At 62.6% G+C, this 23,663-nt stretch carries 20 protein-coding genes, 1 pseudogene and 1 riboswitch; of the genes and pseudogenes, 12 read left to right on the top strand and 9 right to left on the bottom strand.

Annotated features, from left to right (window positions below):
- The first annotated feature begins 120 nt into the window (after nt 1–120).
- Together AB5Z05_RS00390 and AB5Z05_RS00385 are read left to right on the top strand one after the other, a co-directional pair.
- Complete coding sequence (locus AB5Z05_RS00390; RefSeq protein WP_368149848.1) at nt 121–597, top strand: DNA polymerase III subunit chi; 477 nt, start codon at nt 121–123, stop codon at nt 595–597.
- Nucleotides 598–640: 43 nt separating this feature from the next.
- A complete protein-coding gene (locus AB5Z05_RS00385) occupies nt 641–3,493 on the top strand; it encodes a valine--tRNA ligase (RefSeq protein ID WP_368149847.1) in 2,853 nt (950 codons plus the stop codon).
- A 67-nt stretch (nt 3,494–3,560) separates the two neighbouring features.
- Here AB5Z05_RS00385 and AB5Z05_RS00380 read toward each other — a convergent pair whose 3' ends face one another.
- Nucleotides 3,561–4,547, bottom strand: coding sequence for a sodium:calcium antiporter (locus tag AB5Z05_RS00380; protein ID WP_368149846.1), 987 nt, complete (start codon nt 4,545–4,547; stop codon nt 3,561–3,563).
- A gap of 88 nt (nt 4,548–4,635) precedes the next feature.
- Nucleotides 4,636–4,742, bottom strand: a riboswitch (yybP-ykoY riboswitch).
- Between the two features lie 172 nt (nt 4,743–4,914).
- Here AB5Z05_RS00380 and AB5Z05_RS00375 point away from each other — a divergent pair.
- The gene (locus AB5Z05_RS00375; RefSeq protein WP_005336432.1) at nt 4,915–5,502 is read left to right on the top strand and encodes a superinfection exclusion B family protein; all 588 of its coding nucleotides are present in this window, start codon (nt 4,915–4,917) and stop codon (nt 5,500–5,502) included.
- A gap of 78 nt (nt 5,503–5,580) precedes the next feature.
- Here the strand turns inward: AB5Z05_RS00375 and AB5Z05_RS00370 are convergent, their stop codons facing one another.
- On the bottom strand, nt 5,581–6,435 hold the full coding sequence (locus AB5Z05_RS00370) for a GyrI-like domain-containing protein (RefSeq protein ID WP_201943838.1): 855 nt from the start codon (nt 6,433–6,435) through the stop codon (nt 5,581–5,583).
- Between the two features lie 4 nt (nt 6,436–6,439).
- Nucleotides 6,440–6,947: pseudogene (locus tag AB5Z05_RS00365) on the bottom strand (GNAT family N-acetyltransferase).
- Between the two features lie 161 nt (nt 6,948–7,108).
- Here AB5Z05_RS00365 and AB5Z05_RS00360 point away from each other — a divergent pair.
- On the top strand, nt 7,109–8,557 hold the full coding sequence (locus AB5Z05_RS00360; RefSeq protein ID WP_368149845.1) for a catalase: 1,449 nt from the start codon (nt 7,109–7,111) through the stop codon (nt 8,555–8,557).
- A gap of 310 nt (nt 8,558–8,867) precedes the next feature.
- On the opposite strand, the gene AB5Z05_RS00355 is transcribed toward AB5Z05_RS00360, so the two are convergent.
- Nucleotides 8,868–9,185: a DUF1496 domain-containing protein gene (locus AB5Z05_RS00355; RefSeq protein ID WP_368149844.1), complete on the bottom strand. Its 318-nt coding sequence runs from the start codon at nt 9,183–9,185 to the stop codon at nt 8,868–8,870.
- A 223-nt stretch (nt 9,186–9,408) separates the two neighbouring features.
- Between AB5Z05_RS00355 and AB5Z05_RS00350 the strand changes: the two genes are divergently transcribed.
- Both AB5Z05_RS00350 and AB5Z05_RS00345 read left to right on the top strand, forming a co-directional pair.
- A complete protein-coding gene (locus AB5Z05_RS00350) occupies nt 9,409–10,779 on the top strand; it encodes a hypothetical protein (RefSeq protein ID WP_368149842.1) in 1,371 nt (456 codons plus the stop codon).
- A 109-nt stretch (nt 10,780–10,888) separates the two neighbouring features.
- Complete coding sequence (locus tag AB5Z05_RS00345; protein WP_216950011.1) at nt 10,889–11,665, top strand: ABC transporter substrate-binding protein; 777 nt, start codon at nt 10,889–10,891, stop codon at nt 11,663–11,665.
- A 12-nt stretch (nt 11,666–11,677) separates the two neighbouring features.
- Here AB5Z05_RS00345 and AB5Z05_RS00340 read toward each other — a convergent pair whose 3' ends face one another.
- Nucleotides 11,678–12,526 carry a LuxR C-terminal-related transcriptional regulator gene (locus AB5Z05_RS00340; protein ID WP_368149840.1) on the bottom strand — a complete coding sequence of 283 codons (849 nt, stop codon included), beginning with the start codon at nt 12,524–12,526 and terminating at the stop codon, nt 11,678–11,680.
- Nucleotides 12,527–12,671: 145 nt separating this feature from the next.
- Here AB5Z05_RS00340 and tyrS point away from each other — a divergent pair, with 145 nt between their 5' ends.
- The 3 genes from tyrS (at nt 12,672) to AB5Z05_RS00325 (ending at nt 15,763) form a co-directional block, all read left to right on the top strand.
- Entirely contained in the window at nt 12,672–13,937 is a 1,266-nt protein-coding gene (gene tyrS, locus AB5Z05_RS00335) for a tyrosine--tRNA ligase (protein WP_368149839.1), read from the top strand.
- Between the two features lie 168 nt (nt 13,938–14,105).
- Nucleotides 14,106–15,017 carry a lipase family alpha/beta hydrolase gene (locus tag AB5Z05_RS00330; protein ID WP_368149838.1) on the top strand — a complete coding sequence of 304 codons (912 nt, stop codon included), beginning with the start codon at nt 14,106–14,108 and terminating at the stop codon, nt 15,015–15,017.
- The gene (locus tag AB5Z05_RS00325) at nt 15,014–15,763 is read left to right on the top strand and encodes a lipase secretion chaperone (RefSeq protein WP_368149837.1); all 750 of its coding nucleotides are present in this window, start codon (nt 15,014–15,016) and stop codon (nt 15,761–15,763) included. Before AB5Z05_RS00330 ends, AB5Z05_RS00325 begins: the two co-directional genes overlap by 4 nt.
- A gap of 36 nt (nt 15,764–15,799) precedes the next feature.
- Here the strand turns inward: AB5Z05_RS00325 and AB5Z05_RS00320 are convergent, their stop codons facing one another.
- The 4 genes from AB5Z05_RS00320 to sgrR form a co-directional block, all read right to left on the bottom strand.
- Nucleotides 15,800–16,501 (bottom strand): hypothetical protein, encoded by a 702-nt coding sequence (locus AB5Z05_RS00320; RefSeq protein WP_042081272.1) that lies wholly within the window; start codon nt 16,499–16,501, stop codon nt 15,800–15,802.
- A gap of 44 nt (nt 16,502–16,545) precedes the next feature.
- Complete coding sequence (locus tag AB5Z05_RS00315) at nt 16,546–16,941, bottom strand: thioesterase family protein (protein WP_005336457.1); 396 nt, start codon at nt 16,939–16,941, stop codon at nt 16,546–16,548.
- Between the two features lie 264 nt (nt 16,942–17,205).
- Nucleotides 17,206–19,383 (bottom strand): catalase/peroxidase HPI, encoded by a 2,178-nt coding sequence (gene katG, locus AB5Z05_RS00310; RefSeq protein ID WP_368149940.1) that lies wholly within the window; start codon nt 19,381–19,383, stop codon nt 17,206–17,208.
- Between the two features lie 145 nt (nt 19,384–19,528).
- The gene (sgrR, locus tag AB5Z05_RS00305; protein WP_368149835.1) at nt 19,529–21,232 is read right to left on the bottom strand and encodes an HTH-type transcriptional regulator SgrR; all 1,704 of its coding nucleotides are present in this window, start codon (nt 21,230–21,232) and stop codon (nt 19,529–19,531) included.
- A 100-nt stretch (nt 21,233–21,332) separates the two neighbouring features.
- Between sgrR and AB5Z05_RS00300 the strand changes: the two genes are divergently transcribed.
- The 3 genes from AB5Z05_RS00300 (at nt 21,333) to AB5Z05_RS00290 (ending at nt 23,661) form a co-directional block, all read left to right on the top strand.
- The gene (locus AB5Z05_RS00300; protein ID WP_005336463.1) at nt 21,333–21,509 is read left to right on the top strand and encodes a hypothetical protein; all 177 of its coding nucleotides are present in this window, start codon (nt 21,333–21,335) and stop codon (nt 21,507–21,509) included.
- A 150-nt stretch (nt 21,510–21,659) separates the two neighbouring features.
- On the top strand, nt 21,660–22,928 hold the full coding sequence (locus AB5Z05_RS00295) for an O-acetylhomoserine aminocarboxypropyltransferase/cysteine synthase family protein (RefSeq protein WP_368149834.1): 1,269 nt from the start codon (nt 21,660–21,662) through the stop codon (nt 22,926–22,928).
- 106 nt (nt 22,929–23,034) lie between these two features.
- Nucleotides 23,035–23,661, top strand: coding sequence for a glutathione S-transferase family protein (locus tag AB5Z05_RS00290; protein WP_368149833.1), 627 nt, complete (start codon nt 23,035–23,037; stop codon nt 23,659–23,661).
- Nucleotides 23,662–23,663 lie beyond the last annotated feature (2 nt).

The raw sequence follows: 23,663 nt of genomic DNA, 5'->3' as shown, positions 1-23,663 counted from the left end.
CAAGGAAGAGGCCCGCCTCTTCCTTGTTTCATTCTTGAATCAGTGAGCTGCGGACGGGAAACGCCCCGTCAGCCTCATTAGGCGGTCAACAGTCCGTCACCGCAAAACGGGATCAACCTGATGAGCCAAGTGACCTTTTACCTGATGAGCGAACAGGATGACGCGCAGGCCTCTGCGGTCGAGCGACTGGCATGCACTCTTGCGGCCGAGTCGTGGGGCGCGGGCCATATCTACCTGTTCTGCGACGATGAGGCCCAAGCCCTGCGTCTGGACGAGCTGTTGTGGCAACTGCCGCCGGAGCGCTTTGTGCCGCACCAGCTGCAGGGCGAAAGCGGCATGGCCCCGGTGGAGATCGGCTATCAGCCACCGAAACGGCGCTACGCCCGCCTCATCAATCTGGCCACTGCGACACCTTTGTTTGCAGGACACTTCGCTCAAGTGGTAGATTTTGTCCCCACTGACGAAACACAAAAGCAGCAAGCCCGCGAGCGCTACAAGCACTATCGCCAGGCAGGCCATACCCTCGAAATGAGGGATCAGCCCGTCCTTGCCGCACCGGATCCGGCGCAGCCCTGGCTGCAACCAATTGATCCATAAAGAATCAACACCAGACTCCATCCATCCAGATTACGGCGAGACCATGGAAAAGACTTTTAATCACAACGCCATCGAACAGGCGCTCTATCAGCACTGGGAAACCCAGGGTTACTTCAAGCCCCACGGCGACACCAGCAAAGACTCCTTCTGTATCATGATCCCGCCGCCGAACGTCACCGGCAGCCTGCACATGGGTCACGCCTTCCAGCAAACCCTGATGGATACCCTGATCCGCTACAACCGCATGCAGGGCAAAAACACCCTGTGGCAGGCAGGTACCGACCACGCCGGTATCGCCACCCAGATGGTGGTTGAGCGCAAGATCGCCGCAGAAGAGGGCAAAACTCGCCACGATTATGGCCGTGATGCCTTCATCGACAAGATTTGGCAGTGGAAGGAAGAGTCCGGTGGCACCATCACCCGCCAGATGCGTCGTCTGGGCGACTCCGTGGATTGGGAGCGCGAGCGCTTTACCATGGATGAGGGTCTCTCCGCCGCCGTGCAGGAAGTGTTTGTCCGTCTCTACGAAGATGGCCTGATGTACCGCGGCAAGCGTCTGGTGAACTGGGATCCGAAACTCAACACCGCCATCTCCGATCTGGAAGTGGAAAACCGCGAGATCAAGGGCCACATGTGGCACCTGCGCTATCCGCTTGCCAACGGAGCCAAGACTGCCGAAGGCAAGGATTACCTGATCGTCGCCACCACCCGTCCGGAGACCATGCTGGGCGATACCGCCGTGGCCGTGAACCCGGAAGACCCGCGTTACAAGGCGCTGATCGGCCAGCACATCCTGCTGCCGCTGGTGAACCGTCTGATCCCCATCGTCGCCGACGAACACGCCGACATGGAGAAGGGCACAGGTTGCGTGAAGATCACCCCGGCCCACGACTTCAACGATAACGAAGTGGGCAAGCGCCACAGCCTGCCGATGATCAACATCTTCACCCTGGACGCCCATGTGCGTGCCGAGGCCGAAGTGGTCGACACCAACGGCAACCCGAGCACTGCCTACGATGCAGCCCTGCCGGCCGAGTTCGCCGGTCTGGAGCGCTTCGCTGCCCGCAAGGCGATTCTGGCCAAGCTCGAAGAGCTGGGTCTGCTGGACGAGATCAAGGATCACATACTGCAACAGCCTTACGGCGATCGCGGTGGCGTGCCCATCGAGCCAATGCTGACCGACCAGTGGTACGTGCGCGTGGCGCCGATGGCCAAGACTGCCATCGAAGCGGTGGAAGATGGCCGCATTCAGTTCGTGCCGAAACAGTACGAAAACATGTACTTCTCCTGGATGCGCGACATTCAGGACTGGTGCGTCTCCCGTCAACTGTGGTGGGGTCACCGTATCCCGGCATGGTATGACGACGCCGGCAACGTCTACGTTGGCCGCAGCGAAGATGAAGTGCGCGCCAAGCACAGCATCCCGGCCGTAACCGTACTGCGTCAGGACGAAGACGTGCTCGACACCTGGTTCAGCTCCGCCCTGTGGACCTTCTCCACCTTGGGCTGGCCGAACAACACCGAGGCACTCAAGACCTTCCACCCGACCGACGTACTGATGAGCGGCTTCGACATCATCTTCTTCTGGATTGCCCGGATGATCATGATGACCATGCACTTCATCAAGGACGAAAACGGCCAGCCGCAAGTCCCGTTCAAGACCGTCTACATCACTGGTCTGATCCGTGACGAAGAGGGCCAGAAGATGTCCAAGTCCAAGGGCAACGTGCTGGACCCCCTCGACATGATCGATGGCATCTCGCTGGAAGATCTGCTGGAGAAGCGCACCGGCAACATGATGCAGCCGCAGATGGCCGAGAAGATCGCCAAGCGTACCGCCAAGCAGTTCCCGGAAGGGATCGATGCCCACGGTACCGACGCCCTGCGCTTCACGCTGGCCGCGCTGGCCTCTACCGGTCGTGACATCAACTGGGACATGAAGCGCCTGGACGGCTACAACAACTTCTGCAACAAGTTGTGGAACGCCTCCCGCTATGTGCTTATGAACACCGAAGATCAGGACTGCGGTTTTGCCGGTGGCGAAATGCAGTTCAGTCTGGCGGATCGCTGGATCCAGTCCCAGCTGCAAGTGGCCATCCGTGACTTCCGTACCGCCCTCGATACCTACCGCTTCGACATCGCGGCTGGCGTGCTGTACGAATTTATCTGGAACCAGTTCTGTGACTGGTATCTGGAGCTGACCAAGCCGGTGCTGACCAAGGGTTCCGAGGCCGAGCAGCGCGCTGCCCGCCACACCCTGGTGACCGTGCTGGAAACCCTGCTGCGTCTGGCACACCCGATCATCCCGTTCATCACCGAGACCATCTGGAAATCGGTCGCTCCGCTGGCCGGTGTACACGCCGACACCATCATGATCCAGGCCTTCCCGGAGTTCGACGCCGCCAAGGTGGACGAAGCCGCGATGGCGGATCAGGAGTGGGTGAAGGAGTTCATCGTCAGTATCCGCAACATCCGTGCCGAGATGAACGTGGCGCCGAGCGTGCCCCTCAACGTGCTGCTCCAGTGCGATGCCAAGGATGCCCAGCGTGCTGCTGACAACGAGGCCTTCCTCAAGTCGCTGGCCCGTCTGGAATCCATCCGCGTACTGGCGGACGGTGAAACCGCCCCGCTGTCAGTGAAGAAGCTGATCGGTGCCACCGAGCTGATGATCCCGATGGCTGGTCTCATCGACAAGGATGCCGAGCTGGCCCGTCTGGCCAAAGAGGTTGCCCGTCTGGTGGGCGAGTGCGGCCGTATCGAAGGCAAGCTTGGCAACGAAGCCTTCGTCGCCAAGGCGCCGGAAGCGGTCATCGCCAAAGAGCGCGAGAAGCTGGAAGATTACCGTCTCCAGCTGACCAAGCTGGAAGCCCAGCAGGCCGAGATCGCCGCACTGTAAGCACAGCCCCAACCGATACAACAAAGCCCCCTGCCAAGGGGGCTTTTTCATATCCGCGCTTCCCGCTTCAGCTCACCAGCAACCAGCCGCAAAAACCGAGATAGAGCAGACCGACCAGCCCCAGCCGCTCGGCGGTCATGGTTCCCTTTCTGAACCCCCACCAGAGCAACCCGACCGCCAACAGCGTCACCAGCGAGGAGGCCATCATGGCGCCATCCAGCAGCCATGGGGTAAAGAGCAGACAGAACGCCTTGGGGATGGTGCCCTGGATCATCATGGCCCCGGAGATATTGGCCAGCGCCAGCCGGTTCTTGCCCTGCCGCACCCAGATCAGCACGTTCATCAGCTCCGGCATCTCGGTCGCCACCGGGCTCAGCAGCAGGGCCGCCAGCACCGGCGAGAGACCAAACAGCTCGCCCATGCTCTCCAGCTGATGGACAAACAGCTGAGCCGCCAGCGCCACCACCACCAACGCACCCAGCGTCTGCAGCAGCACCTTGCCAAGGGGCGGGATCCCGGCATCGGGGGCCAGCTTGAGGGGCTCTGGAAGCTCGACTTCGTGGCTGTCAGTTTGTTTCAGCTCGCGTCGCACATAGACGAGATAGACCAGCACGAACAGCGGGGCCAGCCAGCTCTTGCCGGTAAAGGCGACCAGTCCCAGCGCAGTCGCCACCAGAAAGATGCCCATAAACCAGCGCTGATCCCAGCCAATTTCCCGCTGCACCTCGCCATTGATGGCGCGCTCGGTACGCCCCATACAAAGCAGCAGGGTGAGACCGACCGCCCCATAGCCGATGGTCGCCAGCACCAGCGGCCCGCCGAGGGCGGCGCCAATGCCGATCTCCTGCTGGGCGGTCGTGTTGCCCATCAGCAGGGCGGTCAGGGTCACGATGCTCTCGGGCAGGGCCGTACCGAGCGCAGCCAGCAGCGAACCGGTGGCGCTTTGGGAGAGTTTGAAGTGGTGGCCGGTCCACTCGATGCCGTTGACGAAGTATTCGCAGGCAAGGTAGATGGTGACCGCAGAGACGAGAAATAACAGCAGGGTAATCAACATAATAGATACCGCCAGGCGAGCAGAATAACCGATGGACCCGACATGGCTCGCCCGGCTGACGTGCATATCGAGGCCAAAGGTCTTGCAGAGCGATAGTGCCTATCGCCGCCCATGCCATGGATACGAGGATCCAAGAGTGTTGACATGGGCCCGGCCCGGAATGCGGGCGGGTTGCTACTCCCCAATGACTGAGGGGACGTTTTAGCAACTCGCCCCCCGCCTCACAAGGCAAATTAATGACAACTCATTCAATAAGTTGTAAGGGAATGTAACCTCGCCAGACCCTCCTCCCCGCCGCTGTTGCGCTGTTGGCACACCGATTGCTGTAGGTAGTTCACTATCCACAACAGTTTGGGAAGGATGAACAATGAAACGGTGGATCCAACATTTCTATCAACTGAACCGCCTCAATTGGCTGATGGTCTGGTTGTTGCTCTGCTGCAGCATCATTCTGCTGTTTCCGGCCGGGCTGATGAAAGGGGCCGTCAGCCAGTGGGCTGCGGATCATGCGGCCTGGCTGGGGGTCGGTATGCTGATCGCCATCTCCTACTTCTGCAGTCAGGGCTTCCTGATCGCCTGGGAGTGGGCATGCGAAGAGTGGCAGGCGCGCCGTCAGCAGGACCAGTTGGCCCAGATGATCGGCTTCCTCGACTTCAACGAGAAAGCGGTGCTGCGCGAGTTCGTGCTGCAGCGTAAAAGCGTCATAAACTTGCCGATCACCGAACCCGCCGTCAAAAACCTGATGGATGCCGGCGTCCTCACCTACGCCTACGGCAAGCCGACCCGGGAGAAGGATGACGAGAACCAGATCCGCGCCCTGATGATCGCCCTGCCCGCCCGACCGCTGCTCACCTACAAGGTGCTGGGGCTGTCGCGCGGCAAGATGAGCGACGAGCAGGTGGAGCAGATCATGAACGCCCGTCCCAAGTTCGCCCAGAAGGGGTTCCAGCGCTAAACGCCCCCAACCGCCAGATGCAAAAGAGCCGGACACTGTCCGGCTCTCTCGTTGCTGCATGCTCCCGCTGGTTTTTGGCTAGCCCTTCAGACTGGAGCAGAAGCTGACATCGGCCACCTTGGTCACCGGATCGAAGCTGTGATAGAGCTCGAAGCAGGGGCGATCGTCAAATTCCCAACCGGCCGCCACCACCTCGCCAATATGTTGCTGCCAGAGTGCGGGGTACTGGGCCGGATCGGTGACCGTCATGCGTGACAGGCCATAGCGGCCACCCGCCAGCTGCTGGATCTCCACATTGCCACTTCCCCTGGTACCCGCCGGCACGGTGACGCAGATATCGGTGCGACACTGCTGGGGAGCCGTCACTTCGGGGTTGTCGTGGTAGATGAAGATCCACTCCCCTTCGGCCAAACCCAACCCGGCAGCCCACTGATAGAGCTGGTCACACACCGGCTCATAGCCTGCGCCGTAAGGGCCGGTGACCCGGATATAGGCCAGAGTGCGTGCAGCCATCTGTTCGGTTTTCATCTGTAGCCTCCTTTCACTGGAACGGCCTTCAGCATAATCAGAGACCCGGGCAGCCGCGTGTCCATTCTTGCTCAGTTGCAAGAGTGACGGCTGGCGGCGCAACATCCCCGGCGCCATGGCAAACTGCTTGCGAAACGCCTTGGCAAAGGCCTGTGAGCTGGCAAAACCGGCCGAGAAGGCAATCTCGGTGATCGGGTCGCGACTGTAGCAGAGAGAGCGAGCAGCCCGCTCCAACCGCAAGCGACGCTGCATCTCGGCCGGGGTTTCACCGGTGACGGCGGTAAAAACCCGATGAAAGTGATAGCTGGAGAGTGAGGCGAGGCTGGCCGCCTCGCTGAGACAGAGCTCGGGATTATGCTCCAGCGCCCGGATCACCGGGCGCAATCTGTCCTGATAATCGACCATACCGTTAGCGACTGGCGCCCCCCGCGACTCTGGCCATATAGAGCGCATCCACATAACGCCCTTGGCGGAAGGCATAGTCACGGGCTCGCCCCTCCTCGGTAAAACCGAACTTGCGATAAAGCGCCTGTGCGGCCTCATTGTCGGTATAGACGGTCAGCTCAATCCGGTGCAGGTTGAGCCAGTTATCGGCCAGATCCAGCGCCGCGGCCATCAGGGCAGAGCCAGCCCCCTTGCCAGCCCAGTCATCCCGCACTCCCATGCCAATCCCGGCCACATGCTTGCGTCTCGGATTGGACTCAACCAGCAGCGAGAGCTGGCCTACCAGCAGGCCGTCAACCTCGGCCACCAAGGCGATCACATCACTGCTCTCCAACCGCTTCTGCCACTGGCTAAGGGGAGGTGTGGGGAGGTGTGGGCAGGTGCAGAGTGCCCGCCTGGGCATTAGGCATGGCGTAGAGATCCCGTAAGGCGGGGGCATCGGTGGGTTCGGCATGACGGATAGTAATCTGCATATGAGGCTCCTTCTCGAAACCTCCATCATGCAATATCCGGCGCGGTTACACATCCCCTACCCGCACCCATTTGTCTTACCTATCAAAGGGCGAGGAAAGGCCCATTGGCCGAGCACGGCGCAGATCCGTAGGCTGACCCCATATCAACAAGGAGAGAAGCCATGACTGACAAGACCCTGCACAGCGCCAACGGCGCCCCCGTCGTCGACAACAACAACAGCCTCACCGCCGGCCCGCGCGGCCCCATCCTGATGCAAGATATCTGGTTGATGGAGAAACTCGCCCACTTCGACCGCGAGCGCATTCCCGAGCGGGTGGTTCACGCTAAGGGCTCGGGCGCCTACGGCACCTTTACCGTGACCCACGACATCAGCCAGTTCAGCAAGGCCGATCTGTTCAGCGCCATCGGCAAGCAGACCCCGGTCTTCCTGCGCTTCTCCACCGTGGCCGGTGAGAAGGGCGCCGCCGATGCCGAACGCGATGTGCGCGGCTTCGCCCTCAAGTTCTATACCGAGCAGGGCAACTGGGATCTGGTGGGTAACAACACCCCGGTCTTTTTCATCCGCGATCCGCTGAAATTCCCTGACTTCATCCACACCCAGAAGCGGGATCCGCGCACCAACCTGCGCAGCGCCACCGCCGCCTGGGACTTCTGGTCACGCCATCCGGAATCCCTGCATCAGGTCACCATACTGTTCAGCGATCGCGGCATCCCCAAGAGCCTGCGGGAGATGAACGGCTACGGCAGCCACACCTTCAGCTTTATCAACGATGCCAGCGAGCGCTTCTGGGTCAAGTTCCACTTCAAGACCGAGCAGGGCCACAGCTTCTACACCGATGAAGAGGCCGCCACCGCCGTCGGGCAGGATCGGGAGACCAGTCAGGCGGATCTGTTCAATGCCATCGAGCGGGGCGACTTCCCGCGCTGGAAGGTCTATGTGCAGGTGATGCCGGAGGCCGAAGCCCAGACTTACAACATCCACCCGTTCGACCTGACCAAGGTGTGGCCGCACAGCGACTACCCGCTGATCCCGGTGGGCGTGCTGGAGCTCAACCAGAACCCGGACAACTACTTCGCCCATGTGGAGCAGGCCGCCTTTACCCCGGCCAACGTGGTGCCCGGTATCGGCTTCTCGCCGGATCGCATGTTGCAAGGGCGACTCTTCTCCTACGGCGACACCCAGCGCTATCGCCTCGGCGTCAACCACGGTCTGCTGCCGGTCAACGCCCCGCGCTGCCCGTTCCATCACGGCGCCCATCGTGACGGTGCCATGCGGGCGGACAGCAATGGCGGCGCCAGCCCCAACTATCAGCCGAACCGTTTCGGTACCCAGCAGCCGAGCGAACAGCACGAACCGGCGCTGAGTCTGGAAGGGGCCGCCCTGCACTACGACTTCCGTGACTACGACAGCGACTACTACAGCCAGCCGGGTAACCTGTTCCGCATCATGGACGAGGGGCAGCGCTCGCGGCTCGCCGCCAACCTGGCCCGCTCCCTTATCAATGTGGAAGATGACGCCATCGTCGCAGCCCAGCTCAAACACTTCGAGCAAGCCGACCCCGAGTATGCCAAACGGGTCGAACTGGCACTGGCCGCCTTGCAGCGCTAAGCCGCAAGCAGGCAACATCTGCAAAAACAAAACGGGGGCCTGATGGCCCCCGTTGTTATTCTGCTAAGAGTAACAAACGCAAAAACGGAGCCAGAGGCTCCGTTTTTTAATGCAGTATCAATCCCTTACGGAACGCGCTTCGCGCTCTTCGCGCTCCCTTGCCAACAAGCGTTTGTACCACCAGCTACTGCGACGACGTTGTGCATTGGAAGAGCGACGAGCCATTTCTTAGGTTCCAGCCAAGAGAAGAAAGGAGCTGCATTATGCGACAGGGATCACGTCCATGTCTTTAGCTGGATCAAGAAAAGCCTCACTGACCCACGGAAATCGTCTTCTGATCTTTTGCCTCCCGGGTGGCAGGCAACACCACCGCAGGAGAGCGCCAGGCCAGCGCGCCATTGCTCTCGAGGTCGTTCAGCGGGCCGCACTCCAGCCAGATATCGCCCTGCAGAATGCGGGCCCCTTCGGAGTATTTCTGATCCGCAAACCAGCAGACTCGCTCGGGCAATGAGCCCAGCGGCAACACCAGCTCGGGACTGGCAGACTCGCCCACCACAGTGGTTTTGGACGCAGCCAGAGCGGGGGTGAGCCAGAGGGAGGCCAGCAGGCAGAGCAGTACATTTTTCATGAGGGGGATCCTGTTGCGATGGGAGGCACTCTCGAAGAATCGACCAGCCCCGTAGTTTACTTGACTGACAATCATACTGCCTGCTGGCATTGTGGAACCAATATGGTAGCCTGCCAGCGCCTGCGGGCAGTATCTCGCTGCCACGCGCAAACTTCCGGTGAATTTGTCACGTCCTGACAAAATATAACCTTATTTATAAAATCGTTATTTGGATATTATCCCAATGCGTATCATGCCGTTGCTTCAGGCGGCCTGCCTGAGCCTGATGTTGTCCGCCTGCGTTGCACCATTGCTGATGATGAGCCCCACCAGCCAGCTGATGTGGGCCCTGCTCAAGCCGCTGGTCGGCTTTGACCCGAACGAGGTCAATCTGTTCGAACAACCCCTGATCAAGGATCGGATGACCGCCATCCTTGGCCCCAACTACGACAGCACCATGCAGTTGCTCAAGACTGCCGACAAGTTACAGCAGGAGGGGCCGCTTTTCTATGTGGTCTCCGAGTATGCGCCGGTGCCGGATATCGCCAAGCAGGCGGGGATGGTGTGGAACTCGCAAACCAACCAGATGTCGGTATTGCTGCAAAAAGGGGATGGCACCACCCTGACCTTCGGCGAAAATCTGGCGGGCACGGCACCGACCTGGCCAACCGCCATGCAGGGCTGGCAGACTCCCACCAGCCAGCTCACCCCGGCGACCAATGCCTTGACCGGCGCGGCAACCAGTCAGAGTGGCGCCTCCCCCTTCTCCCTTGGCAGCGCGCTGGGCACAGTGACCCGCGGCGTCACCGGCTCGCTGACCAACAGCGCCAGCCAGGCCATCAGCGGCGCAGCCGCCAACGCCACAGGACAGGCCACCCAAGCGGTGAGCCAAAGCACGACCGCTCTTACCCGCACTGCAACCACCGCTGTCACTACGCCAGCCAAGCAAGCGGTGAGCAGTGCCGCTGCGACTGCAACTCAAGAAGCGACCAAGGCTGTTGCCGTTCCTGCCAAGCAAGCAGTCAGCAGCGCCACTGCGACCGCGGCGCAAGAAGCTACCAAGGCCGTTGCTGCTCCTGCCAAGCAAACCGTCAACAGCGCCGCTGCGACCGCGACCCAAGAAGCCGCCAAGGCTGTTACCGCTCCGGCCAAACAGGCCGTCAGCAGCGCCACTGCAACCGCGGCCCAAGAAGCCACCAAGGCTGTTGCCGCTCCGGCCAAACAGGCCATCAGCAGCGCCGCTGCGACCGTGACCCAAGAAGCCACCAAGGCTGTTACCGCTCCTGCCAAACAGGCCGTCAGCAGCGCCGCTGCGACCGCGACGCAAGAAGCCACCAAAGCCCTTGCCGCGCCTGCCAAACAGGCTGTCAACAGCGCCGCTGCAACCGCGACGCAAGAGGCCACCAAGGCTGTTACAGCTCCTGCCAAACAGGCCGTCAGCAGCGCCGCTGCGCCCGCGGCGCAAGAAGCTACCAAGGCCGTTGCAGAACCAGCCCGGCAGGCCGTCAGTACCGCATCCCATACGGCCGGAGAGAGCGTCGCCGATGCCGCCAGAGCGGCGGAGGCCAAGGCTCGCGCCAAGGCAGAGGCGGAGATGGAAGCCCTGCTGAAATAAACCGACAGGCCACCGCAAGGTGGCCTTTTTTTTATCCCGCGACCGGATCATGACGTTATGGAAAAGGCCACATAGACTGTTAGGTAACTACCCGCACAAGGAGTGCATCATGCGTCGTCTGCTCCCTGCTCTCGCTTCTCTCGCCCTGTTTATCGCGCTCCCGGCTCCGGCACTTATCTACTATTCGGAGCAGAACATGCCGCTCAATGGCCAGGATAAAAATGGTCAGCCTGTGGGGTTGGCGGTCGAGTTGCTGCGCCTGATGTGGCGTGAAATGGGAGAGCCGGAGCAACCCATCCACTTTCTGCCTTGGGCCCGCGGCTGGTATCTGCTGACCCAGCAGCAAGAGGCCGTGCTCTTTACCACGGCACATACCAAGGAGCGGGATCCCCACTTCCTCTGGGTCTGCCCCATCAGCCACTCCAGGGTCGCGCTGGTCGGCCGCAAGCAGGATGCCCCCAAAGTGGCCAGCAAAGCGGATCTCGCCAAGCTGCAGATTGGTGTGATGCAGGCAGATGTCGGGGAGCAGTTGCTGCTCAACCGCGGGATCAGCCCGGGCAATATGATGTCGGTGGAGCGCATGGATCAGGTGGTGCGCCAGCTCATCATGGCGCGCACCGATCTGGTGGCGGGCAACGAGGTGATGTTGCGCCATCAGGCCAAAGAGCTGGGTTTCCCCAGCGAGGATTTTGTCACCGTCGCGATCATTGAAGAGCAGGACAACTGCTTCGCCTTCAACCTGAGGGCAGACAAGCAACAGGTTGCCCGCCTGCAACAGGCGCTGGACAAGGTCAGACAGGGGGATGAATACAAGCAGCTGATGAAGCGCTACCAGTTGCTCAGTATCCTGCCCGAAACCACTCCCACCATCCCGCGCCTCGAGTAACCCCGGCCCACCCTATGGCGGGCTCTCTCTATCTCCCGCCGATGACGCCTGCGATGCCTCCACCGGCGCCGTAATGAGGTGGTTCAGAAAGAGATTGAACAGCTCGGCCCGCGAGCCGAGCCGCAGCTTGCCATAGAGATGCTTGCGGTGATTCTTCACCGTGCCGCTGCCAATCCCGAGCGCTGCGGCAATCGCCTCCGTATCCAGTCCCTGCAGCAGCAACTCCGCCACCTGCCGCTCGCGCCGGGTGAGCCGATCGCCCCCCACGCTCGCCATCGCCTGCTCCACCGCGCTCTTGAGGCTGGCGCTATCTGGCAGCGCCGTGCTCTGGGCCAGCAGCGGCTGGCTCTGCCGCCACTGCTGACGACAGAGCGAATGCACCAGCGGGAACAGCTGCTCCAGCCTCGCCAGCTCGTCACGGCTGAGAGTACTGCGCTTGTCGAGTCGCCCCAGAAACAGCATCAGCGTCAGCCCGTCCCGCACCGGCAGGATCAGCCCCACCTCCTCCTGCCAGCCGGTGGCCTGATAGAAGTGGTGGCGATATTCGGGATCGAGCCGCCCTTGGGAGACCTGCGCCAGCGTCCAGACGCCGGCAGGCAAGCCCTGCTCCAGCGCCTGCATAAAGGGATCCTGACTGAAGTGGCTGGTGAGGTAGCGGTCAAACAACAGAGCCCGCTGATGATTGAGGTTGTCGTAGAGGTAGACGGGGCGCGGCCCCACCCCGAGCAGCAGGGCGCAATCAAACGCCACCTGTTGCTGGATCAGCCGCACCAGCGCCGCCGGAAAGGCGCTGCTGTGCAGGGCATCGACCACCTCGGTCATGCTGCGGGTCAAGGCATCTGTGGTGAATGGCTGGGTCATGGTGGCACGTTTCCGGTGACGGGGAGCGATTCCCCGCTATGGCTGAATGCTAGCACGAGAGTGGCAAAACTGTCCCTCAGGGGACATATCCGCCACCGGCCAGAACGGCGAGGATGACGGCTTTTCCCCTGTTGTTGGAGCACCCATGATCAACCCCCACCTGCTCGATGAGCTGACCGAGCGCGGCCTTGTGGCCCAGAATTCCGACCCGGCGGCCCTGGCCGATCATCTTGCCACCCCGCGCACCGTCTATTGCGGGTTCGATCCCACCGCCGGCAGCCTGCATATCGGTCATCTGGTGCCGCTCTTGATGCTGCGCCGCTTCCAGCTGGCGGGCCACACCCCGGTGGCACTGGTGGGCGGGGCAACCGGCCTTATTGGCGATCCCAGCTTCAAGGCGACCGAGCGCAGCCTCAACAGTGCCGATACCGTGCAGGGTTGGGTCGCCAGCCTGTCGGCCCAAATCAGGGCGCTGCTGCCCGCCGATGAGGGCCTGTCGGCCCCGCAACTGGTCAACAATGGCGACTGGATGGGGCAGATGTCCGCCCTCGATTTTCTGCGGGATATCGGCAAGCACTTCTCGGTCAATGCCATGCTGGCGCGGGAATCGGTGCGCCAGCGGCTGGCCCGTCCGGATCAGGGCATCTCGTTCACCGAGTTCTCCTACGCTCTGCTGCAATCCTACGACTTTGCGGTGCTGCACCAGCGGCTCGGTTGCACCCTGCAGATTGGCGGCAACGACCAGTGGGGCAATATCACCAGCGGCATGGATCTGACCCGTCGCCTCCATCAGGCGCAGGTGCACGGCATGACCCTGCCCCTTATCACCAAGGCAGACGGCACCAAGTTCGGCAAGACCGAAGGGGGCGCGGTCTGGCTCGATCCGGCGCTCACCTCCCCTTACGCCTTCTACCAGTTCTGGCTCGGCACCGCGGATGAAGATGTCTACCGCTTCCTGCGCTACTACAGCTTTATGCCGCTGAGCGAGATTGATGCACTGGAGGCGGAAGACGCGAAGCGGCAGGGGCGCAAGCAGGCCCAGCAGGTGCTGGCCGATGATCTGATCGAGCTGGTACACGGCAAGGCGGCGCTGGCGGCGGTGCAGCGCATCAGCGAGTTGCTGTTTAGCGGCGACGTGGCCCGCCTCGGCGAGAGCGATCTGGCCCAGCTGGCGCAGGATGGCATGCCGAGCAGCACCGTCAGCGGCGAGACCGATCTGGTCAGCCTGCTGGTCAGCTGCGGTCTGGCTAACTCCAGGCGCATCGCCCGCGAACTGCTGGCGGCGGGCGCCATCAGCCTCAATGGTGTGCTCAAGCAAGATGATCAGCTGAGTGCCAATGATCGGCTGTTTGGTCGCTACCTGCTGCTGCGCCGGGGCAAGAAGCAGTATCACCTAGTGGAGTGGCAATAAGCCGCAGGGCGGAGAGCACAGCCTCCCCGCCCGCACCCTGAACCCCTTTTGAATCCCGAGTTGCGATCCCCCTCACAGCCTCTCCCGTCAGCAGCCACCATACTGGCACCGGCGAACATGGAGTACGCCACACAATCTGTTCCTCACGAATCAACAAGGATGCTGATGATGAAGAGATGGCTTCTGGTGCTGCTCTGCACCCTGCCCATGCTGGCACACGCCAGCGGATACACCCAGACCCGCTACCCCATAGTGCTGGTGCACGGCCTGTTCGGCTTCGACAAGCTGCTCGGGGTCGATTACTTCTACGGCATTCCCCAGGCCCTGAGCCGGGATGGTGCCAAAGTCTACGTGGCCCAAGTGTCAGCCACCGCCTGTTCGGAACAACGGGGGGAGCAGCTGCTCGCCCAGGTTGAGCTGCTGCTGGCTGCCACCGGCGCCGAGAAGGTCAACCTGATCGGCCACTCCCACGGCGGCCCCACCATCCGCTATGTCGCCTCGGTCGCCCCCGAGCTGGTCGCCTCCGCCACCAGCGTCGGCGGGGTCAACTATGGCTCCGAGATTGCCGATCTGGTGCGGACCAATGCCGCCCCCGGCAGCGCCGCCGAGAAGCTTGCTGCCGCCGCGGCCCACGCCCTCTCCGGCATGATTTCACTGCTCTCGGGCGGGAGCCAACTGCCGCAAGATCCGGTCGCCGCCCTCGATGCCCTCACCAGCAAGGGTGCCAGCCAGTTCAACCAGCGCTACCCGGAGGGGCTGCCCAGCCGCTATTGCGGCGAGGGGCCGATGCAAGCAACCAACGGCGTCTACTACTTCTCCTGGAGCGGACGCGGCAACCTGACCAATCTGCTGGATCCGGTGGATCCTGCGCTGGCGCTGACCGGCGCCTTCTTCAAGGAGCCCAATGACGGGCTGGTCGGGGTCTGCAGCAGCCACCTCGGCAAGGTGATCGGCACCGACTACCGGATGAACCATCTGGACGAAGTGAACCAGTCCTTCGGTATCCACCATCTGTTCGAGACCGATCCGGTCACCCTCTATCGCCAGCATGCCAACCGTCTCAAGGAGCTGGGACTATGAAGATCGCCACCCTGCTCGTCGTACCCTGCGCCATCACCCTGCTGCTTGGCGGGGTGTTGCTCTGGCCCACGGCACCGACGGCAGACTCATCCCTCGCTCAAGCCAGCCAGCATGCACAGAGCCACCCGCACGATCCCGAGCAGGAGGCCGCCGATGCCCTGCAGGCGCGCTATCGCACCTTTGTCTCCGCCCAGAGCAGCCTGACGGTGCCCACCGAGATCTCCCTCGCCAGCTTGCAGATCCTGTTTGACGAGCGGGAGCAACTGCGCCAGCAGAGCTTTACCCCGGCCGAGCAGGCCCAGCTGTTTGCCGAGGATCGACTGATGGAGCAGCTGACCCTGCGCCGCAGGGCGCTGGCGGAGGCAAGAGACAGCGACAAGTCGCAGCTGGCCAGCGAGCTGGATCTCTGGCTGGCGGAGCAACCGGGCTGGTTTCGCGAGGCGGAGGCCAACAGCCGCCTGCTTGAGGAGTTGCAAGGGCTGGCGCAGATGGACCCGGCCAAACGGGAGGCTCTGCTGCTGGAGACGGGGGGGCCGGAAGCGGTGGATCGGATGCGCCAGCTGGAGCAGAACCGGCAAGGGTTCGAGGAGCAGCTCAGCGGCTTTCTGGCCGAGCTCAGGCAACTGCCGAACGAGGCCCGGGCCGAACAGCAGCAGGAGCTGCTGGCCCGCTGGTTCGAGCCAGGACAGTGGCGCCGGGTCGAGGCGCTCACCCGGCTCAAGCTGGGGGAGCCACAAGCCGAATGAGAAGGGGGCCCGTGATGGGCCCCCTTGCTATTGCGCTTATTGCGGCTTGTTGGCCCCCGGCAGCGGCTGCCAGGTGAGGCGGGTCACTTGGGTGCCCTGCACCTCGCACTTGAGGCTCAGCTCCTGCCACCCCTTCTCCTGACGCAGGGAGACCTCCCCCTCGATCCCCTGCTCGCCAATCTTCAGCTTATCCTGCTCGAAGATCACCTTGTCGCCGTGAGCGAGATCCATCAGTTTGCCGTTGCAGAGCCAGTGAGCGAGATCCGCCCCCTTCAGCTTGACGCCCCCCTTGGCCGCCTTCTGTTCGGCCGCGCTCACCACAAACAGCTTGCTCAGCTCGGCGGCCCGCTTGGTGAGCCACTCCTGACGCTGCTGCATGCTCATTTTGCTGACGAACTCGGCGGGCTGGCCCTTCTCGTCCAGCCACTGGGTCAGCTTGCCGCTGTCGTCAAAGGCGAACTGGGCGGCGGGCTCTTTGACCCCGAACAGCTTGCCGCCCTTGAAGTAGTAGCGGCTCTCCCCTTCCAGCTTGCCCAGCTCGTTCATGATGGGCACGGCGATGATGACAGGGGCGCCATCGATCCAGGCCTTGATATCGACGCCGTCATGGCTGAATTGACGGGTATCGAGGGCGCTCTCGGCCCCCTTCTCCATCAGGGTAAACTGCTCGGCGAGAGAAGCGGCCAGAGAAGGGAGGGAGCAGAATCCCAGGGTCAGCGCGATCGCTGTGTTGCGCATTGAGTTGTACATAACACTCCTGTGATGGGCCATCCGGCCCGTGGTTAACTCTCAGTCAGCCAGGCCCGCAGCCCTTCCCGGTGAGCATCGCTCAGGGGCAGGGATTGGCGGGCCCGGTAGTCAAAATGGATCAGGGTCGTTTCGGCGGTGACGGCCAGTTCGCCGCCCTGCCAGGCCTCCTGCCAGACCGTAAATGAGCTGGTGCCGATGCGGCGCACGCCGGTCTTGATGGTGACCGGCTGGCCGTAGAACAGCTCCCGTTTGAACTGCACCGTATAGCCCGCGATGATCAGGTGCCAGTTATGCACATCCAGATCGGGGGAGAAGATCCGGAACAGGGGATCTCGCGCCGATTCGAACCAGACCGCCGGCACCGTATTGTTGATATGGCCGAGGGCATCCGTCTCCTGAAAGCGGGGTTGGATCTGCATTTCCAGCATGGGTTGACTCCTTGTCTCTTTGTTTCTGTCCTTGTCCGTTCATGGGACATCAGTGGCCAATGGGTGGCCGCCGGGCATCATCAGCGGATCAGCATGTTACATGATACTGCTGGCCCAAGGACAGGGATGCCAGCGGCCCTGCGATACCGGCCAGCAGGTGTCGCAGCGCGGCGGATTGTAGGGCTGCACAGAAAAGCGGGCAGTAAAAAGCCCCGCACATCTTGGCTGTGCGGGGCGGGTGCAGATAACCAAACGGCTTGGGGACTAGCCGAGCAGATCGAAGCGATCCGCATTCATCACCTTGTTCCAGGCAGTGATGAAGTCACAGACAAACTTCTCCTTGTTGTCATCCTGGGCATAGACCTCGGCATAGGCGCGCAGCACCGAGTTGGAGCCGAACACCAGATCCACCCGGGTGGCCGTCCACTTCAGGGCGCCGCTGCGGCGATCGCGGATCTCGTAGAGATTGCTCGCTTTCGGCAGCCACTGGTAGCCCATGTCGGTCAGGTTGACGAAGAAGTCGTTGCTGAGCACCCCGACCCGGTCGGTAAAGACCCCGTGCCCGGTAGCGCCATGGTTGGTGCCGAGCACCCGCATCCCGCCGACCAGCGCCGTCATCTCGCAGGCGGTGAGCCCCATCAGCTGGGCGCGATCCAGCAGCAGCTCCTCCGCCGTCACCACATAGTCCTGCTTGAGCCAGTTGCGGAAGCCATCGGCCAGCGGTTCCAGCACCTCGAACGAGGCCACATCGGTCTGGGCCTGAGTGGCATCGCCCCGGCCCGGTGCGAACGGCACGCTCACCGTCACTCCGGCGGCCTGGGCAGCCTGCTCGATGGCGAGGTTGCCCCCCAGCACAATGAGATCCGCGACGCTGACGCCACACTCGGCCGCCAGCTTGTCATAGACCGCCAGCACCTTCGCCAGCCTCGCCGGTTCGTTGCCCGGCCAATCCTTCTGCGGCGCCAGCCGGATGCGGGCGCCGTTGGCACCGCCCCGTTTGTCGGAGCCACGGAAGGTACGGGCACTATCCCAGGCGGTAGTGACCCGCTCGCTGATGGAGAGGCCGCTGGCGGCAATCCTGGCCTTGACCGCCGCCACGTCATAATCGGCACGTCCGGCAGGCACCGGATCCTGCCAGATCAGATCTTCTGTCGGCACATAGGGGCCGACATAGCGGCTCTTCGGCCCCATATCCCTGTGGGTCAGCTTGAACCAGGCGCGGGCAAAGGCGTCGGAGAAGGCCGCCGGGTCATCGCGGAAGCGCTCGGCAATCTTGCGATACTCGGGATCGAATTTGAGCGCCATATCGGCATCCGTCATCATGGGTTTACAGCGGATCGACGGATCCTCCACATCCACCGGCATATCCTCTTCGGAGATATTGATCGGTTCCCACTGATGGGCCCCCGCCGGTGATTTTTGCAACCACCAGTCGTACTTGAACAGCAGCTCGAAGTAGCCGTTGTCCCATTGGGTCGGGTGGGTGGTCCAGGCCCCCTCGATGCCGCTGGTCACTGTGTTGCGGCCGATGCCGCGGCTGTGGTGATTGATCCAGCCGAGCCCCTGCTCCTCGAGGCTGGCCCCTTCCGGCTCGGGGCCAAGCTGTTTGGCATCGCCGTTGCCGTGAGCCTTGCCGACGGTGTGGCCACCGGCGGTCAGCGCCACCGTCTCTTCATCATCCATCGCCATTCGGGCGAAGGTGACTCGCATATCCTGCGCGGTTTTCAGCGGATCGGGCTGGCCATCCACCCCTTCCGGGTTGACGTAGATAAGCCCCATCATCACCGCCGCCAGCGGGTTTTCCAGATCCCGCTCGCCGGAGTAACGACCACCCGGCTTGCCGCTGGGCGCCAGCCACTCTTTCTCCGAACCCCAGTAGATATCCTTCTCCGGGTGCCAGATATCCTCGCGGCCAAAGGCGAAGCCGAAGGTCTTGAGCCCCATGGACTCATAGGCCACGGTGCCCGCCAGAATGATCAAATCGGCCCAGCTGATCTTGTTGCCGTACTTCTTCTTGATGGGCCACAGCAGGCGACGGGCCTTGTCGAGGTTGGCGTTGTCCGGCCAGGAGTTGAGGGGGGCGAAACGCTGGTTGCCGCTGCCACCGCCGCCCCGGCCATCGGCGATGCGGTAAGTCCCGGCCGAATGCCAGGCCATGCGGATCATCAGGCCGCCGTAGTGGCCCCAGTCGGCGGGCCACCACTCCTGACTGTCGGTCATCAGGGCAGTCACATCCTGCTTGAGGGCCGCCATATCGAGCCCCTTCAAGGCTTCCCGATAGTTGAAACCGGCCCCCAGCGGATTGGTCTTGGTATCGTGTTGGTGAAGAATGTCGAGGTTGAGGCTCTTCGGCCACCACTCCATTCTGGACGTCTCGACGGAGGTGGTTCCCCCGTGCATGACCGGGCATTTTCCTGCGGAACTGTCTGAATTATTGCTCATCATTTTCCTCATTTGCTCTGCTGTCCATAACCTGAAACAGCATGGCACAGAGGCGTGACACAAACTGTGCAGCAGCGGCCGATTTACGGATCTTTCACGCAAGCGGCCACGGAACGCCCGTCAGCCGCGACAGAAATTGGACGAACTATGGCGCCTCTGCGGGCTGATGGGGCGGCTCGGGCCGCAGCCAGGCGCTGCGAAAATCGAACCAGCCGAGCGCCGTCATCCGCACCCCGTGCACGCCGACCCGGCTCTCCAGCTCCAGCCAGTGGTGAAACAGCGGCACAAACCAGCTCTGCTGCTGCACCCTTGCCAGCAGGGCGCGGGGGCCAGGTTCCTCACCGCTGGCGCGCCACTGCATCAACCCTTGCCACAGCTCATGCTGACTGCCCCACACCTTGCGCAGCAACGGGGTGCCCTGCAACCAGGCGTAAGGGGCAAAGGGACCGGCATGTTCGAGGTTGAGGGTACCGAGCCAGAGATCCACATCCTCATCCTCGCCGTTTACCCAGCGGCCGTAATCGAGGGTGCGCACCTCGAGCCGGATCCCCTGTTCGGCCAGCAGGCTACTCATGGCGTTGGCGCACTCGTTGAATTCCAGATGCTGGTTGAAGCAGGCGAGCACCAAGGTCGTCGGCAACTGCGCCGGTGTGGGCAAGGGCGCGGGCAGCGCTTCGCGCCAGTGGGGCAGCAGGCCGAGGGCGCTGGTCCAGCCCCGTTGCAACTCGGGGGCGACCCGCCCCATCAGGGCCACCGGATTGAGCAACTGGCCGAGCCACTGCCGCAGAGCGGGATCCTGCAAGGATCCGGAACGATCGTCCTGCAGCAGGAAGTAGCAGCCCGACTCCAGCTCCGATTCGCCGCGCATGGTGCCGAGCTCAGGGCTGTCGCGCCCAAGCTGCAGATGGGTCTCCAGCCGCTCAGCAAGCTCCGGCAGCATCCAAATGTCGATCTCGTCGAGCAGGGCGCGCAGGCCGAAGTAGTCGTCAAACGCCGCAAGGCAAAGATGCAGGGGATCGTTGGCGGCCACCCGGTAAGGGCCGGTACCCACAGGTTGCAGGGCAAAGCCCGCCTTCCCCTTGAGCTCCCGCGGCAAAATGGTCGCCACCGGCTCCGCCAGCAGGTGGGGCAGCCAGGGATCCGGGCTGTCGAGATAGAGATCCAGGGTGCGCGGCCAGGGGCTCTCCAGCCGGTCCAGATGGGCGAACAGCGGGCGATCCCGCAGGGCCAGCAGACTCTCCATTACATCCTCCACCACCAGCTCGCGACCGTGGTGAAAACGCACCGCCGGGCGCAGATAGAAGCGCCAGTGGCAGGGGCCCAGACATTCCCAGTGGTGGGCCAGATCCCCTTCGATTTCCCCATTTTCCTCATTTCGCCGGGTGAGGCCGTTGAAGATCTGGCGGCTCAGGTGGATTTCGGAGCGGCGCATCGGGCCGGTGGGCAGCAACTGCGGCAACGGCCGGTAGTATGGCACCCGCAGGATCTGGCGCCCCTCGCGGGTGGCCTGACCGAGCTGTTCGATCAACAGCGGAGTGAGCAGATCGAGGCGATCTTCGGCCAGCCGCACCGCCTGCGCCAACTGGCCCTGACTGAGCAGATCCCGCAAGCGGCGCCGGGTCAGGCTCTCCTGACTGTCGAGCAGGGTGAGTCGGGAGCGCCGCCCCCGCCCCGCTTCCGCCGACCAGCTGAGCCAGCCCTGATCCTGCATCCGGCGCAGCAGCAGGCGAGCGTTGCGCGGGGTGCAGCAGAGCAGATCCGCCACCTCGGCGAGGCTGATCTCCCGCTCGTCGCTGCCAAGCAGCTGGGCGAGTCGTTGAAATTGCTGGTAGAGGCGACCGGTCGGCATAAAAGAGGAAATCCTGTTGCTATAAGTCATCAGTTTTTACTTCCGCATTTTAGCTCAATACTGCTGATGAACGTGAGAACCACAGCAGAGGAGCACCATCATGAGCCACGCCAACCCCCTCAAACCGAACCGGATCCAGCAGACCTTGCGCCGTTACTTCAAGCGGATCCTGCCGCGCCCGCTGCCACTTATCGAAGATCCCATGCAGCAGCTCAACCGCCTGATGCAGTGGGATATGAACCAGATCGATGACAAGGAGTATCGCCGTCGTCTCTGAGTACGGGCCATGCCAACCACTCGGGACACGCGTCCCCTGCGGGCGACACTGCTTTGCCGGAACTTGCTGTTTACATCGGCCACGGGCCTGATAGATTGGACGTCTATCCATCTATAACTGCCATAAGCAACATCCAACAAGGAGTGTGTGATGAAAGATGCGACCCTGGCCCTGCACCACGGCTTTTCCAACGACCCCACCACCAAGGCGGTCGCCGTGCCCATCTACCAGACGGTGGCCTACGAGTTCGAGAGCGCCCAGCACGGGGCGGATCTGTTCAATCTGGCGGTGCCGGGCAATATCTACACCCGCATCATGAACCCCACCAACGATGTGCTGGAGCAGCGGATGGCCGCACTGGAAGGGGGGATCGCCGCGCTGGTGGTCTCGGCAGGTTCCGCCGCCATCACCTACGCCATTCAGGCACTGACCGCAACCGGTGACAACATTGTCTCCACACCCCAGCTCTATGGTGGCACCTACACCTTGTTCGCCCACATGCTGCCGAGCTTCGGGGTCGAGGTGCGCTTCGCCAAGGATGACAGCGCCGAAGCCATCGCCGCCCTGATCGACGACAAGACCAAGGCAGTCTACTGCGAGAGCATCGGCAACCCGGCGGGCAACATCGTCGATCTGGCCGCCTTCGCCAAGGTGGCCCACGCCCGTGGCGTGCCGCTCATCGTCGACAACACGGTCGCTACCCCAGTGCTGTGCAAACCCATCGAACACGGCGCCGATATCGTGGTTCACAGCCTGACCAAATATGTCGGCGGCCACGGCAACTCGCTGGGCGGCGTGGTGGTCGACTCGGGCAAGTTCCCCTGGGCGGATCACGCTGAGCGCTTCCCACAGCTCACCAAACCCGAGCCCTCCTACCACGGGGTGGTCTACACCGAGGCCTTTGGCCCGGCCGCCTTTATCGGGCGAGTGCGTACCGTGCCGCTGCGCAATACCGGCGCGGCGCTGGCGCCGATGAACGCCTTCCTGCTGCTGCAAGGGCTGGAGACCCTGAGCCTGCGCATGGAGCGCCACGTGGATAACGCTCTGCGGGTCGCCCACCACCTCAAGCATCACCCCAAGGTGGCCTGGGTCAGCTACGCCGGTCTGCCGGGCCACCCGCACTATCTGCTGGCGGAGAAGTACATGGCCGGTCGCCCCTCGGCCATCCTCTCGTTCGGTCTGAAGGATGGTTACGAGGCGGGCGTGCGCTTCTACGATGCGCTCAAGATCTTCAAGCGGCTGGTCAACATCGGCGATGCCAAGTCGCTGGCCTGCCACCCGGCCTCCACCACCCATCGCCAGTTGAGCGAGGAGGAGCAGGCCAAAGCTGGCGTGAAACCCGAGATGATCCGGCTGTCGGTGGGGATCGAAGCGATCGAGGACATTCTGGCGGATCTGGATCAGGCGCTGGAGGCCTGAGTCAGTCATCGAGGGAGCGGGCATCAGCCCGCTCTTTTTTAGCCATCGGTGAACCGCCTCCCTCGTCCGCTCGTATACACCATCCTGTCACCGAATCGAGGTCGTTATGATAGTCCTGCACCACCTGAACAAATCCCGCTCCCAACGCATCATCTGGCTGCTCGAAGAGCTGGGCCAGCCCTATGAGATCAAGGCGTATCAGCGCGATGCCACCACCTTTCTGGCACCGCCCGAGCTCAAAGCCATTCACCCTCTCGGCAAGTCGCCGGTCATCGAGTTCGACGGCCGGGTGCTGGCGGAATCGGGCGCCATCACCGAGTACCTGATTGCCCGCTACGCCGCCGATCGGCTGGCACCGGCACCGGATAGCCCGGAGTATCCCGAATATCTGCAGTGGCTCCACTTTGCCGAGAGCTCGGGCATTCTGCCGCTGCTGCTCGACATGTTCGTGCGCAAGGATGGCAGCCCGATGCGCTTCCTGCCGGACTACGCCAAGGCGGAGTGTGCCAAGGTGCTGGGCTACCTCAACGAGGTACTGGCGAATCGCCACTATCTGGTGGGGGATCGCCTCTCCGGCGCCGACATCATGAACTCCTTCCTGGTGGATCTGCTGGCGCAAAACGGTCAGCTGGCCCACTTCCCGCACCTGCAAGCCTACTGGCAGCGCCTCAATACCCATCCGGCCCGTCAGAAGGCGGTAGAGCTGGAGCGCGAGCTGGAGCAGCGCCCCTGACC

The sequence above is a fragment of the Aeromonas sp. R2-4 genome (genome assembly GCF_040908365.1).
Taxonomy (GTDB): domain Bacteria; phylum Pseudomonadota; class Gammaproteobacteria; order Enterobacterales; family Aeromonadaceae; genus Aeromonas; species Aeromonas veronii.
This window is presented reverse-complemented; position numbering and strand designations above follow the sequence as displayed.

Coding starts and splice junctions, on each gene's coding strand:
- sgrR (WP_368149835.1), bottom strand. CDS start 21,232: ATGCCGACCGGTCGCCTCTACCAGCAATTTCAACGACTCGCCCAGCTG.
- AB5Z05_RS00380 (WP_368149846.1), bottom strand. CDS start 4,547: ATGTTGATTACCCTGCTGTTATTTCTCGTCTCTGCGGTCACCATCTAC.
- AB5Z05_RS00390 (WP_368149848.1), top strand. CDS start 121: ATGAGCCAAGTGACCTTTTACCTGATGAGCGAACAGGATGACGCGCAG.
- AB5Z05_RS00315 (WP_005336457.1), bottom strand. CDS start 16,941: ATGCTGGAAATGCAGATCCAACCCCGCTTTCAGGAGACGGATGCCCTC.
- AB5Z05_RS00325 (WP_368149837.1), top strand. CDS start 15,014: ATGAAGATCGCCACCCTGCTCGTCGTACCCTGCGCCATCACCCTGCTG.
- AB5Z05_RS00350 (WP_368149842.1), top strand. CDS start 9,409: ATGCGTATCATGCCGTTGCTTCAGGCGGCCTGCCTGAGCCTGATGTTG.
- AB5Z05_RS00375 (WP_005336432.1), top strand. CDS start 4,915: ATGAAACGGTGGATCCAACATTTCTATCAACTGAACCGCCTCAATTGG.
- tyrS (WP_368149839.1), top strand. CDS start 12,672: ATGATCAACCCCCACCTGCTCGATGAGCTGACCGAGCGCGGCCTTGTG.
- AB5Z05_RS00290 (WP_368149833.1), top strand. CDS start 23,035: ATGATAGTCCTGCACCACCTGAACAAATCCCGCTCCCAACGCATCATC.
- AB5Z05_RS00330 (WP_368149838.1), top strand. CDS start 14,106: ATGAAGAGATGGCTTCTGGTGCTGCTCTGCACCCTGCCCATGCTGGCA.
- AB5Z05_RS00340 (WP_368149840.1), bottom strand. CDS start 12,526: ATGACCCAGCCATTCACCACAGATGCCTTGACCCGCAGCATGACCGAG.
- AB5Z05_RS00385 (WP_368149847.1), top strand. CDS start 641: ATGGAAAAGACTTTTAATCACAACGCCATCGAACAGGCGCTCTATCAG.
- AB5Z05_RS00360 (WP_368149845.1), top strand. CDS start 7,109: ATGACTGACAAGACCCTGCACAGCGCCAACGGCGCCCCCGTCGTCGAC.
- AB5Z05_RS00320 (WP_042081272.1), bottom strand. CDS start 16,501: ATGCGCAACACAGCGATCGCGCTGACCCTGGGATTCTGCTCCCTCCCT.
- AB5Z05_RS00355 (WP_368149844.1), bottom strand. CDS start 9,185: ATGAAAAATGTACTGCTCTGCCTGCTGGCCTCCCTCTGGCTCACCCCC.
- AB5Z05_RS00345 (WP_216950011.1), top strand. CDS start 10,889: ATGCGTCGTCTGCTCCCTGCTCTCGCTTCTCTCGCCCTGTTTATCGCG.
- AB5Z05_RS00370 (WP_201943838.1), bottom strand. CDS start 6,435: ATGGTCGATTATCAGGACAGATTGCGCCCGGTGATCCGGGCGCTGGAG.
- AB5Z05_RS00300 (WP_005336463.1), top strand. CDS start 21,333: ATGAGCCACGCCAACCCCCTCAAACCGAACCGGATCCAGCAGACCTTG.
- katG (WP_368149940.1), bottom strand. CDS start 19,383: ATGAGCAATAATTCAGACAGTTCCGCAGGAAAATGCCCGGTCATGCAC.
- AB5Z05_RS00295 (WP_368149834.1), top strand. CDS start 21,660: ATGAAAGATGCGACCCTGGCCCTGCACCACGGCTTTTCCAACGACCCC.